General features: G+C 57.3%; 11 protein-coding genes. 9 read left to right on the plus strand and 2 right to left on the minus strand.

Going from position 1 to position 12,339, the window contains the following annotated elements:
• The first annotated feature begins 14 nt into the window (after positions 1-14).
• From rpoS to glnK, 3 genes are all read left to right on the plus strand, one after another.
• A complete protein-coding gene (gene rpoS, locus ACWJKU_RS10845; protein ID WP_454142316.1) occupies positions 15-1,004 on the plus strand; it encodes an RNA polymerase sigma factor RpoS in 990 nt (329 codons plus the stop codon).
• A gap of 528 nt (positions 1,005-1,532) precedes the next feature.
• Positions 1,533-3,470, plus strand: coding sequence for an acetate--CoA ligase (gene acs / locus ACWJKU_RS10850; protein WP_454142317.1), 1,938 nt, complete (start codon positions 1,533-1,535; stop codon positions 3,468-3,470).
• Positions 3,471-3,497: 27 nt separating this feature from the next.
• On the plus strand, positions 3,498-3,836 hold the full coding sequence (gene glnK, locus ACWJKU_RS10855; RefSeq protein WP_454142318.1) for a P-II family nitrogen regulator: 339 nt from the start codon (positions 3,498-3,500) through the stop codon (positions 3,834-3,836).
• A gap of 167 nt (positions 3,837-4,003) precedes the next feature.
• Here glnK and ACWJKU_RS10860 read toward each other — a convergent pair whose 3' ends face one another.
• Positions 4,004-4,579, minus strand: coding sequence for a MarR family winged helix-turn-helix transcriptional regulator (locus ACWJKU_RS10860; protein WP_454142319.1), 576 nt, complete (start codon positions 4,577-4,579; stop codon positions 4,004-4,006).
• A gap of 456 nt (positions 4,580-5,035) precedes the next feature.
• Between ACWJKU_RS10860 and ACWJKU_RS10865 the strand changes: the two genes are divergently transcribed.
• The gene (locus ACWJKU_RS10865) at positions 5,036-5,302 is read left to right on the plus strand and encodes a DUF2024 family protein (protein ID WP_454142320.1); all 267 of its coding nucleotides are present in this window, start codon (positions 5,036-5,038) and stop codon (positions 5,300-5,302) included.
• 435 nt (positions 5,303-5,737) lie between these two features.
• Here the strand turns inward: ACWJKU_RS10865 and ACWJKU_RS10870 are convergent, their stop codons facing one another.
• Positions 5,738-6,133: a hypothetical protein gene (locus ACWJKU_RS10870; RefSeq protein ID WP_454142321.1), complete on the minus strand. Its 396-nt coding sequence runs from the start codon at positions 6,131-6,133 to the stop codon at positions 5,738-5,740.
• 218 nt (positions 6,134-6,351) lie between these two features.
• On the opposite strand from ACWJKU_RS10870, the gene ACWJKU_RS10875 reads away from it, so the two are divergent.
• The 5 genes from ACWJKU_RS10875 (at position 6,352) to ACWJKU_RS10895 (ending at position 12,337) form a co-directional block, all read left to right on the plus strand.
• Positions 6,352-7,323: a DUF6635 family protein gene (locus ACWJKU_RS10875; RefSeq protein ID WP_454142322.1), complete on the plus strand. Its 972-nt coding sequence runs from the start codon at positions 6,352-6,354 to the stop codon at positions 7,321-7,323.
• Between the two features lie 46 nt (positions 7,324-7,369).
• Positions 7,370-8,812, plus strand: a complete 1,443-nt coding sequence (locus ACWJKU_RS10880; RefSeq protein WP_454142323.1) for an Nramp family divalent metal transporter — start codon at positions 7,370-7,372, stop codon at positions 8,810-8,812.
• Between the two features lie 316 nt (positions 8,813-9,128).
• Complete coding sequence (locus ACWJKU_RS10885; protein WP_454142324.1) at positions 9,129-10,313, plus strand: aminotransferase class V-fold PLP-dependent enzyme; 1,185 nt, start codon at positions 9,129-9,131, stop codon at positions 10,311-10,313.
• An 87-nt stretch (positions 10,314-10,400) separates the two neighbouring features.
• Positions 10,401-11,372, plus strand: a complete 972-nt coding sequence (locus tag ACWJKU_RS10890) for a 2-hydroxyacid dehydrogenase (RefSeq protein ID WP_454142325.1) — start codon at positions 10,401-10,403, stop codon at positions 11,370-11,372.
• 5 nt (positions 11,373-11,377) lie between these two features.
• Positions 11,378-12,337 (plus strand): hypothetical protein, encoded by a 960-nt coding sequence (locus ACWJKU_RS10895; protein ID WP_454142326.1) that lies wholly within the window; start codon positions 11,378-11,380, stop codon positions 12,335-12,337.
• Positions 12,338-12,339 lie beyond the last annotated feature (2 nt).

Raw genomic sequence — 12,339 nt, forward strand, 5'->3', positions numbered from 1 at the left:
TGGGGGACATTGGTATGTCTGAGCAGATCGTGGAAGAATTGAAAACCTTTAGAGAGTCGGAGTTATACGACGATGCGGCCACCTTCGTCGAAGATTTCGAATCGGGCGAAGATCTCGGAGAGGATGCGCCAGTCTGGAACGAGGCGGAATTCGAAACCTCTGAATCGGAACACCAATATGACGCAACACGCTTATATCTCAAGGAACTGGGAAACTCCCAGCTCCTAACCGCAGACGAAGAAAAATACTACGGCCGTCTGGCTCAAAAGGGCGACCAAGCGGCGCGCAAAAAAATGATTGAAAGCAATTTGCGGTTGGTCGTCAAAATTTCCCGTCGTTACTTAAACCGCGGGTTGCCGCTCTTGGATTTGATTGAGGAAGGAAATCTCGGGCTGATCAGAGCCGTTGAAAAATTCGAAGCCGATCGGGGGTTCCGCTTTTCGACTTACGCCACGTGGTGGATACGGCAGACAATCGAACGGGCCCTGATGAATCAGACCCGAACGATCCGTCTTCCGATTCACGTGGTCAAAGAAATGAATGTCTACCTGAAAGCTTACCGTCAGTTGGCGGTTACGCTGCACCACGATCCGCGGGCGGAAGACGTGGCAAAATACATGAACAAACCGGTCAAGACGGTCGAAAAGATGCTCAAACTGAATGAGCGGGTCGTATCGATCGATGTCCCTTTCAAAAAAGATTCGGAAAAGTCCTTGGTGGAATGCATTTCAGAGGAGGACAAACTCCCTCTTCCGGAAACGCTTCAGAACGAAAAAATTTCCACCAATCTTTCCGAATGGCTGGATCAGCTCACGGATAAGCAGCGGGAAGTCATTTCCCGCAGATATGGGCTCCGCGGCTATGATCATTCCACCCTGGAAGAAGTTGCAGCAGTAATGGGCGTTACCCGGGAAAGAGTGCGGCAGATTCAGATGGAAGCCCTCAACCGCCTCCGCGGCATACTGGAAACCGACGGTTACACCGCAGAGACGATCTTTCACTAATGCCCGTTCGATCTTAAAACACTATCGAGCAACCCTGGGGCCGAAATATCGAAAAACGACCGATATGCAATTCACATAGCCGATGCTGCTTTCGAGCCGGACGGCCTGAGTCTGGCCGGCTCGGAGCGCATCCGGTCGCCCGCCGCTTGGCCGCCTGGCATGACAATCCGGGATATCCCGAACGCTCGATACCCGACGATTTTCGGACCTGATAGCGCCCCCTTCGTCGCAACTCGTAAGCCGATTCGACAAAGTCGAAAATGCCCGACCTTTGATAGGATCTCGAGGCAAACGTTACAAACCAAGCGGACCCGGAGCGAGAACGCCCTTACCATTTGCGTCACGACTCGGCTTTCAGGCATCGGATCCGATCAGGTTGCCATCGAGTGATGATCTGATCTTAAAAGCCGAATTCTTGCTTGCTATTCGCCAAACTTGCCAAGCAGGATCAAACTCGTCTGAAAATTCGGTAGAATCGGCGCTTGTCAGGGCGTTCATACCCCCATATCGAAGACCACCGGAAAACCAATGTCTTTTGAAAAAGTCTATGATGTGCCGCCGGAGATAGCGGCTCGAGCCCAGATCACCGAAGCCGTCTATCGGGAAATGTATGAATTCTCCATCAATGATCCGGATAACTTTTGGGCTCAACAGGCGGAACACTTCGTCGACTGGTTCAAGCCTTGGGATAAAGTCCAGGATTGCGACTTCGGTACCGCTCGTATCCGCTGGTTTAAAGGCGGGAAGCTGAATGTCAGCTACAACTGCCTCGATCGGCATTTAGCCGAAAAATGTGATCGGGTCGCGATCATCTGGGAGGGAGACACCCCGGACATCGACAAGAAACTGACCTATCGCGAGTTGTACGAGCAAGTCTGCCGATTTGGTAACGCCCTCAAAAAGCATGGCGTTCGGAAAGGCGATCGGGTTTGCATCTATCTTCCGATGATTCCCGAGGCGGCAATAGCCATGCTGGCCTGCACACGAATCGGGGCCGTCCACTCGATCGTGTTCGGCGGCTTCTCCGCCGACGCATTAAGGGACCGTATCCTCGATGCCGATTGCCAATACGTTATCTGCGCGGATGAAGGAAGGCGGGGCGGAAGAACAGTGCCGCTGAAAGCCAATGTGGATGCCGCGCTACAAGCGTGTCCGAATGTAAAAACGGTTTTTGTCGTTCGGAATACCGGCGGGGCTGTCGACTGGGATAGCCGTAATGTCTGGTATCACGATGCAGTGTCGGCAGCCTCGCCCGACTGCCCGCCCGAATCCATGGATGCGGAAGACCCGCTGTTCATCCTCTACACCTCGGGATCTACCGGGAAACCGAAGGGAGTGCTTCATACGACCGGAGGCTATTTGGTCTATGCGGCGATGACCCATCAATATGCGTTCGATTATCGTCCGGGCGAAATCTATTGGTGTACCGCCGATATCGGATGGATTACCGGCCATTCATATGCGGTTTACGGCCCTCTATGCAATGGCGCAACCACGCTCATGTTCGAAGGCGTTCCGACCTATCCGGCTCCCGACCGTTTTTGGAGAGCGATCGACAAGCATCGGGTCAACATTTTCTATACGGCGCCCACCGTCGTCCGAGCCTTGATGGCGCAAGGCGATGATTGGGTCAATAATACCCGCCGGGACAGTTTGCGAGTTTTGGGCTCGGTGGGCGAACCCATCAATCCGGAAGCCTGGGAATGGTATTACCGTGTGGTAGGCCGCGCGCGCTGCCCTATTGCCGACACCTGGTGGCAGACGGAAACCGGTGGAATTCTCATCACGCCTTTGATCGGCGCCACCCGCCTTAAACCAGGATCTGCGGCACGGCCGTTTTTTGGTATCTTGCCGGCGATCGTCGATCCCCAAGGCACCATCCTGGAAGGATCTTGCGAGGGCATACTGACGATTGCCCGATCCTGGCCTGGTCAGGCTCGAACGGTATTCGGCAGCCACCAACGTTTTTTCGATACTTATTTTTCAACTTATCCCGGCAAGTATTTCACCGGAGACGGCGCTAAACGCGATGCCGACGGATACTACTGGATCACCGGACGGGTCGATGACGTACTCAACGTATCCGGCCATCGTCTAGGTACCGCCGAAATCGAAAGCGCCTTGGTTCTGCATGACAGCGTGGCCGAAGCCGCCGTGGTCGGCTACCCGCACAATATCAAGGGACAGGGAATCTACGCTTATGTCACTTTAGTGACCGGAATTTCGCCCAGCAGCGAGCTCGAGCAGGAATTACTGCAACTGGTCCGCAAGGAAATCGGAGCGATCGCCGTGCCGGACGTCATTCAATGGACTCCGGCATTGCCCAAAACCCGATCCGGCAAAATCATCCGGCGCCTGCTTCGGAAAATCGCAGCCGACGATGTCCGCGATCTAGGCGATATTTCCACCTTGGCGGATCCCGGTGTAGTAGAGGAGATCATCCGACACCGGACCAATCGAGGCTAGAAACATTTCACATCACCGGAGAGAAGCATGAAACTCATCACCGCCATAATTAAGCCCTTCAAATTGGACGACGTTCGAGAAGCGTTGTCCGAAATAGGCATTAGCGGGATTACGGTTACGGAAGTAAAAGGTTTCGGGCGCCAAAAAGGACATACGGAACTCTATCGCGGCGCCGAGTACGTCGTTGATTTTCTACCCAAGGTGAAACTCGAAGTCGCAGTAACCGACGGCATGGTCGATCAAGCCGTTGATTCCATCATTAAAGCCGCCAATACGGGCAAAATCGGCGATGGAAAAATATTTGTCACCAATCTCGAGCAAGCGATCCGCATTCGGACCGGCGAAACCGGCGAGCAGGCGATTTAATTCCATCTTTTGGGACGGGCACCTGCGCCCGTCCTGTTATTTGCTTCCCGGAACTCGTGCACTGTCGCCCATCATGGTCGGACAAAGTTCGCGGGATTTGGGGCACACGTCAGGCCTTGTCTGGCGCAGATTCCATTAGGTCCGTCAGAGCGGCGCGGGCTGCCGCACTAGCTGTCATTAGCGGGCAGTTGATGCTCCCGGCATATTTTCTCCGCATCGGCTTCCGTTAACCACTCCATTGTCAGCCCGCACTGGCGCTTTCCATTTTCCTGAACCAAATGGTGCTTGCAAGTTTTGCAGGATCCAAACGTCTTCAATTTGTTTGCCGCCTGCAATTCCATCAGAATGCGGTTCAATGTAGCTTTAATCTCGCCGCGGATGTTCTCGGACAGCCCGTTCACCGTGGATTTCAGGATATTGGGCGGTACGGCCTCCGAAACCATCCGGACCCCCTCATCTGTCAGAGCCAGATGAACTACCCGGCGATCATTAAGATCGGCCTGCTTTTCAATGAAGCCGCCGGCCTCCAATACTCCCAGAGTCTGCGAGACCGTGCCCTTGGTCAATCCCAAATAATCGGCCACCGCAACGGGCGTATTGCTGTATCGGTTGCACCGACTCAGATAGTGAAGCGCCTCCAACTGGATCGGCTGCAACCCTTTCGCAACTCCCATCTTTCGGACATCCGTCCGGATGAGATTGGCGATACGCTCCAGATAATCGTAAATCGATTCGGTATTCATACGGCTAATAGTATCGTATCAACATCATATTGACAAAACCTTTGCGATGCCGCTAGAGTTAGTATCGACACAACACCTATTGGCATCAATCAGAACTGACGGATCCTCTGATCGTGGAGTGCGGATCAGCATCTTTTTTCCTTCTCTTTTGTCGATGATGGTAACCGCACTCCATCTTTTTCAAGGTTTGCCCGTTTCATACGGACGCTTGCATGATCAATAGAATATTGTTGATTATCGGTTTGATCGCCCATTCGGGTGATCTGTCCATGGACATCCTGCCGTCCCAAGCTTTCTCGGCCCTAAAAAATGCGTTCTGATATGTAAACCCGAGGCACGACCCGAATTGTGCGCTAACCTGATAACGGCGGAGCGCAACGCTACGATGCCGCCGGCCGGCTCATCCGTGCGCGGCCCGATCGATTTACCCAAGCCCTGCAACAACGAGAGAAACCCATGAGTCAAATTCATGTTTTTGATACTTATGCACGAAGCGCAAGCGGAAAAATCATGCACTTCGATGTAGTGCTTCCGGAAAACGATCCGGCTAAAGCACTGCAATGTGCCCGAGATTGGCTCAAGTCGATCGGCGAAGAGGATGCCGTCGTCAATGCCGAGAATTGCGCCTATTGCCATAGCGAGCCGCATGCGCCTGCCGACATGCAGAAAGAAATCGAAACCCTCGGCTACGCTATCTTTAAACTGGAAGGCTGCCCTCGATAACCGGCACGCCTTGCCTCGACTTCGAACTACCCTTTCGACTTGCAGAACCCGGCGCTTTAGCGGGAATCGCCAAAGCGCCGGGCCGAGGCGTCTCCGGACACCCGCCGAAATGCCGTATCACATAACCCGCACTACCCGACATCAAGGGTAAAAAATAGCAAAACACTCCCGGATCGAGTCGTAGAACCGTCCCAACGTCGCTCGAATCATTCGTTATTAAAGGCATGTTTTTTCGCCCAGGCAACGGAAAAAGCCGGCGAACGGACGGGTACCGAAATCGAACGTCGGGCCGGGGCGTGGCAGCGTGACAATCCAAAACAGGGACGGCACGGCTTTATCGATGGCGGCGTCATCGAAAAAAGGCCGAGCCGATCGCGAAGCGGATCAAGCGTTGTCTAACATGCTCCGGGCGCTGACGGCGCGGATCGCAGCCGTTTACTCACCCGAAGTATCGCCTCCCGCCGTCGCGACCGCCTTGCCCATGCAGGTCATGACATGGTCGGTAATGCTCAACGCGGCATGCCTGGCCTCTTTGACCGAACCAAAGAGCTGCTGGTAGTCCGAGACGGCTTTTTCCGCATCGCCGGGCGATTTGGCATTCGCGAAACGGGTATAGGCTTCGAAGAAACGCTCGCGGCGCGGATCGCCTGCGAAACCCGGCAAAGTGTTACTGATCTCCCCCACCACACAGTCGGCTATGGTCTCGGGATCGAGCTTATAATCTTTCAAATCGGAATCGTCTTTGAATTTGGCGAGCAAGGCCTCTCTGAGAGTGGTCTTCTCCTTGCTCGCACAGCCGATCAACAGAAAAGTGGCCAAGAAAGCAATCATCAGTTTTTTCATAGTCGTGCCTAATGGATAGTTGTCTCTAAGCAAAACTTAAAGGGCGCCTATTATGAGCACGAAATGCGCCAGTTACCAGACTCTCAAAGAGTCCGTCCCGACCGACATTTTCAGGAACTCCGCATCGCCGGCCGCGAAAAGCTCATCGCTCCCGGCGCGCGAATTTTCGCGAGCGCCGACGATTCTCCCAACTCGAGCAATCCGCCATGGACACCGACCTGAACTCGACGATCGAACGCGCCGTGACACAAGGGATTGAAGCCTATTTGGATTCCCGCAAAGCCAAAGTTCCCGCATTCATCGAGCAACATTTCTCTTTTAGCGGTGCGTTGGCGCTCCACAAGAAGACTTTCGGCAAAGATTTCTACAAACACCCGCTGAACATGCTGTGGGGTTTGCCCAGCTTCATCGTTCGCGGCGCCGCGGCGCTGTTTCAAAAAACGGGCGCGCACAAATTAAGCCGGGTCCTCGATAAGATGCCGGCCGGCATACCGACCGCTTTACAGCGGGAGTTGCAGTGGCTGATCCATACCGAACTGCTGGAACTGCCGTACGTCCAGGGAGAACGGACATCCCGCCGGGATGCCCTCATGGAAGCCATTCTCGATACTTCGGAAATTTCCGGGCTGTGTGAACAATTTCTTGCGCAAATTCGAAACCAGGCCGATAACCCCGAATTCCGTCAAAAACTGGAAAGCAATCTGGCCGAGTATGGCAAAACCCGCATGGCCGTGACCGAACTCGCCGGCAGCCTGATTTCGCTCGCCGCCAGCTATGCGGCTTTCAACAAAGCCCTGCCCGGCGCACTCTCTACAGGCATGGCCGCCGCCGCCGCCATCGCCCAGCACACGGCGATCGCCAACTTCTGGCTGGGTCCTGCGATCGGAGCCTGGTATTACGGCCTCTTTCCCGCATCCGCTTCGACCGGATTGATCGTCGCGACCACCGGCACGATGATGGCCGCGGTCAGCGCGATCGCGGCCCTGTCCTGGGTCGTCGTCGATCCTCTGCTGGCCAAGACCGGCATGCACGAGAAACGCCTCAACCGGTTTATCGATGCGATAGGCGACGAACTTCGCGGAAAAGAGCGCTCGGATTATCGAGTCCGCGATCATTACGCGGCCCGCGTTTTCGATCTTCTCGATATTTTGCGAGTGGCCGCCAAAACGCTAAGCTAATCCGCTTTTTAGTTCCGCCGCTCGAATCGCCGATAACCATAACGCCATGAATCGCCCGACGTCTTGCAACTCCGCGCTATCCGATCTCGCCCGAAAACCGCTGCCCGCCTTCCCCGGCTGGCGGGCCGCGCTCGGCCCCGGGATCGTATGGATGGCCCTGGCGCAAGGCAGCGGCGAGCTGATCTGGTGGCCTTATCTGCTTGCAAAATACGGTCTGACGTTCCTCTTCCTCTTGATTCCGGCCTGTCTGCTTCAGTATCCGATCAACGTCGAAATCGGCCGCTACACCTTGTTGACCGGCGAGAGCATTTTTCACGGTTTCATCCGGCTCAATCGCGGATTCGGCATTCTGCTCTGGATATTGATGTCGGTTTCTTTCCTCTGGTTCGGTGCGTTCGCCTCCGCCGGCGGTACGGCGCTGGCCGCGTTGACCCACTTCCCCGACGGCTGGGATGCCCGCAGCCAGTCGCTTTTTTGGGGCTATTGCTCGATCGCCGTATTCCTGACGGCCATAGTGCTCAGCAAAGTAGTTTACGTTCTGGTCGAGCGTTTCATGAAAATGGTGGCGGTCACCACCGTTGCCGGCCTGCTCTGGGCTTGCCTCCAGACCGATGTCATCGGCGCGGTGCCGAGCTTTCTCCGGGGTCTGCTGGGCCCCGCTGCGCCGCTACCCCGCCCCTGGGATCCCCAGGATGCCACCAAACTGCTCACCGCCATCGCTTTCGCCGGACTCGGAGGTTTTTGGATCCTGTTCTATTCATACTGGTTGCGCGACAAGGGGGTCGGCATGGCGGCACACATGGGCAAAATCACGGGGCCGATCGCCGGCAAGCCCGAAGTCATCACCAGCGACGGCTTTCTTCCGGACGATCTGCCGGAAAACGAGCGCCATTGGAAAAAATGGCAGCGATTCCTGCGCGCCGACGTGCTGGTCGGTATCGTCGGCAATCTGCTGACGACGCTCATGACCTGTCTTTTGGCCTATGCGCTCCTGTTTCCCAAAGGCTTGTTACCGCAGGACTACGAGCTCGCGGTGGTGCAGAGCCGCTTTTTCGAAGTGGGCTGGGGCGAAATCGGGCGGCTGTTGTTTCTGGTGGTGGCCGCCGCTTTCCTGGCCGATACCTGGCTGGCGACGGCGGACGCCGTCAGCCGCATGCAGGCGGACATCGTTCACGTGCTTTTCCCGAAAAGCCGACGGATGGCGCTGCGTACCTGGTATTACATCTTTCTGGCGCTGCTGACCCTGATCACCTCGTTTACCATGCTGCTCGACACGCCGGGCACGCTGATCCTCACCAGCGCCGTCATCGGCTTCGCCGGAACCGTCACGTTCCCGATCGCTTTGTACCTGCTCAATTACCGCCGCCTCTCGCCGCAACTCCCCCAATGGGCCAGGCCGCCCGATGCCGGACGCTGGCTGCTGGGGTTGAGTTTTGTGATCTACCTCGGGCTGGCGCTGGCCTACGGCTGGTCCGTGCTCGCCGGCTGAATCGCCATGCCGCGATGAAATCGACCACGGTTGCAAAAGCTTCGAGGCCCGGCTTTTGCGCCGAAAGAAAATCGGTGGAACGAGGCGGCGCATGGCGGGTTTTCGGACGAATGACGAATCGCCGGCTCGATGGGGGAGGACGCCGGACGGGCGTTCAAAGAACCCGGCAAAATGCGGCTCAACTTGAAGACGGCTTCTCCCCTATGGCATGATAACGGGCTGTTTTTGGCGCAGTTTCGGCGGTCAGTACCGGCCTCATGAGCTCCAGCGCTTTTTCGTGCCGTTCAAACGCAACACGTTGCCCAAGGTGAAATCAATGGCAGGTCGCACTCATCTCTACGTACCCGGCCCTACCAACGTTCCGGACTCCATTCTGAGCGCCATGCACGTGCCGATGGAAGATCATCGACGCCCCGATTTCCCGGACCTGGTCAAACCGTTATTGGAAGACCTCAAGAAAATCTTCCAGACCGAAACCGGGCAATGCTTCATTTTTCCTGCCACTGGCACGGCCGGCTGGGAAATCGCCCTGGCCAACACCTTGTCTCCCGGCGACAAAGTCCTGGCTTATCGCTTCGGCCAGTTCAGCCATTTGTGGATCGATATGGCGCGCCGTCTCGGCTTCGACGTGGAGCATGTCGAAATTCCCTGGGGCGAAGGCATACCGCCCGATCAGCTGGAAGCGCGGCTCAAAGCCGATACTAACCAGGAAATCAAGGCCATCCTGATTTGTCACAATGAAACCGCCACCGGCGTCACCAACGACCTGGCGGGCGTACGCAAGGCCCTGGATGCCGCCGACCACCCCGCGCTGTTTTACGTGGACGGTGTCAGTTCGATCGCCAGCATCGACTTCCGCATGGACGAATGGGGTATCGACATCGGTCTCGCCGGTTCGCAAAAAGGCTTCATGCTACCTGCGGGCCTCGCCCTGCTCTGCTTCAGCCCGAAGGCACTGGATGCCCGCAAGACCGCCAAGAGCCGCCGCTGCTTCCTGGACATTCAAGATCAGATGACCCACAACGCCGGCGGTTATTTTCCGTATACGCCGTCGATTCCGCTGCTCTACGGCCTGCGCAAGTCCATCGACTTGCTGCTCGAAGAAGGGCTCCAGAACGTATTCGCCCGCCATTACCGCCTCGCCGAGGGCGTGCGCCGAGCGGTCAAGGCCTGGGGACTGGAATTGTGCGCCCGTGATCCGAAATGGTATTCCAACACCGTTTCCGCCATCGTCGTCCCGCAAGGCTACGACGCCCGCGACGTGATGCACTATGCCTATCACCGCTACAATCTCTCGCTGGGCGCCGGTTTGAGCGAGGTCATGGGCAAAGTGTTCCGCATCGGACACCTGGGCGATCTCAACGAGCTGATGCTGTGCAGCGCGATCGCCGGCGCCGAGATGGCCATGCGCGACACCGGCATCCAGATCGCGCCGGGCAGCGGCATCGCGGCGGCCTGCGAGTACTGGCGCGAAACGGCGCCGGCCATCAAACCGCGCTGACCGGCCTTCGCCTCGCTCGCCGGGAGAGAGGCACGAAATCCGAGTAAGGTGGACCACGCCCATCTTATGTAATTTGGAACCTGCAACATGAGCAAACCCAAAGCCTTAGTCACGCGCCGCTGGCCCGAGGCCTGCGAAGCCAAGCTTCAGGAGCTGTTCGACGTTACCTTCAACGCCGACAACCACCCGATGAGCGCAGAGGAGCTGAAAGACGCTCTCCGCAATTACGACGCGGTCATGCCGACGGTGACGGACCCCATCACGGCCGAGGTGCTGAGCGTCGAACCTTTGCGCTGCAAGATCCTCGGCAACTTCGGCGTAGGTTTCAACCATATCGATATCGAGGCAGCCAAGGCGCGCGGCATTACCGTCACCAACACCCCGGACGTCCTCACCGACTGCACCGCCGACATCGCCATGTTGCTGATGCTGATGACCGCCCGCCGCGGCGGCGAAGGCGAGCGCCATGTTCGCAGCGGCGAATGGGCCGGTTGGCACCCCACGCACATGATGGGCACCAAAGTCACCGGCAAAACTCTCGGACTGATCGGTTTTGGCCGCATTGCCCGGGCGATGGCGAAAAAGGCACATTTCGGCTTCGATATGCCGATCATCTTCTTCGATCCGTATCCGCCCGCCTCTGAAGTCGTCAAATCCTTTGGCGCCGAGCCATGCAGCAGCGTCGAGGACGTGTTGCGCCGCGCCGATTTCGTGGCCCTGCACTGTCCCGGCAGCAAGGAAAATCGCCATCTCATCAACGCCGAACGCCTCGCGCTGATGAAGCCGACGGCATATCTCATCAACACCGCTCGCGGCGACGTGGTCGACAATGCGGCCTTGATCGACGCCTTGAAGAAAAAGACTATCAAGGGCGCCGGCCTCGACGTGTTCGAGGGCGAGCCGAACCTGAACAAGGGATTTCTCGAACTGGACAACGTCGCGCTGTTGCCGCACCTGGGCAGCGCCACGCTGGAAACCCGCGAGGCCATGGGCATGCGGGTCATCGAAAACGTCATGGCCTTCTTTGCCGGACAGACGCCGCGGGACCCAGTGGTCTGAACGCCGTGCCCAACGCCGAACCGCGCTCGCTCTGGCCCGCCGGGATACTCGCGCCCGTCGAATACGACGAGCTTTGGCGGCGCATCCGGCCGGCTTTTACCGAGCAGATGCGCGCTCACCGCATCGACGAAAGTCTGACGGCGTCGCTCGCGGCGGTTTATCTACCGCTTGCCGCCTGGATACGCCGGCAGAAATCGGCCGATACGCTGATACTGGGCGTCAACGGCGCCCAGGGTTCGGGAAAATCCACGCTGTGCGACTTTCTCCGGCTGATCCTGAGCGAAACGTACGGTTTTCATGTCGCCGGATTTTCCATAGACGATATCTATAAAACGCGGGCCGAGCGGGAACGCCTGGCGCGTGAGGTTCACCCGCTCCTGCTGACCCGCGGCGTGCCCGGCACGCATGACGCCGATTTGGGACTCGACACTCTCCGCGCCCTGAAAACGGCCGGAGCGGATACACTGACGCCCCTGCCCGCTTTCGACAAGGCTCGCGACGACCGCAAGCCGGCGGCGGAATGGCCGGTAATCCGGGGTCGCCCCGATATCGTCATTTTCGAAGGCTGGTGCGTCGGCGCGCAGCCGCAACCGGACGACGCGCTCGACGTGCCGATCAACGAGCTGGAAAAAAACGAAGACCCGGACGGCGCTTGGCGCCGCTACGTCAACGACCGTCTCAAAGGCGATTACGCCGTGCTTTTCGGGGAACTGGACAGGCTGATCATGCTCAGAGTCCCCGGAATGGACAGCGTGTTCGAATGGCGCGGCCTGCAAGAGCGGAAACTGGCCGAAAAGACCGCTCCGGACGACCGGCACCGCCTGATGGATGCCGCCGCGCTGCGTCGCTTCATCATGCATTACGAACGCCTGACCCGGCATACGCTGGACGAAATGCCGGGCCGCGCCGATCTCACGCTTTATCTCGACGAGCATCATCACTTCACTCAGGTACACATAAAATAAAA

It is taken from the genome of Methylocaldum sp. MU1018 (assembly GCF_053646775.1).

Excerpts from the sequence above, each read along its gene's own strand:
- ACWJKU_RS10890 (WP_454142325.1), top strand. The coding sequence starts at position 10,401 with ATGAGCAAACCCAAAGCCTTAGTCACGCGCCGCTGGCCCGAGGCCTGC.
- ACWJKU_RS10860 (WP_454142319.1), bottom strand. The coding sequence starts at position 4,579 with ATGAATACCGAATCGATTTACGATTATCTGGAGCGTATCGCCAATCTC.
- ACWJKU_RS10875 (WP_454142322.1), top strand. The coding sequence starts at position 6,352 with ATGGACACCGACCTGAACTCGACGATCGAACGCGCCGTGACACAAGGG.
- ACWJKU_RS10880 (WP_454142323.1), top strand. The coding sequence starts at position 7,370 with ATGAATCGCCCGACGTCTTGCAACTCCGCGCTATCCGATCTCGCCCGA.
- rpoS (WP_454142316.1), top strand. The coding sequence starts at position 15 with ATGTCTGAGCAGATCGTGGAAGAATTGAAAACCTTTAGAGAGTCGGAG.
- ACWJKU_RS10885 (WP_454142324.1), top strand. The coding sequence starts at position 9,129 with ATGGCAGGTCGCACTCATCTCTACGTACCCGGCCCTACCAACGTTCCG.
- ACWJKU_RS10865 (WP_454142320.1), top strand. The coding sequence starts at position 5,036 with ATGAGTCAAATTCATGTTTTTGATACTTATGCACGAAGCGCAAGCGGA.
- ACWJKU_RS10870 (WP_454142321.1), bottom strand. The coding sequence starts at position 6,133 with ATGATTGCTTTCTTGGCCACTTTTCTGTTGATCGGCTGTGCGAGCAAG.
- glnK (WP_454142318.1), top strand. The coding sequence starts at position 3,498 with ATGAAACTCATCACCGCCATAATTAAGCCCTTCAAATTGGACGACGTT.
- acs (WP_454142317.1), top strand. The coding sequence starts at position 1,533 with ATGTCTTTTGAAAAAGTCTATGATGTGCCGCCGGAGATAGCGGCTCGA.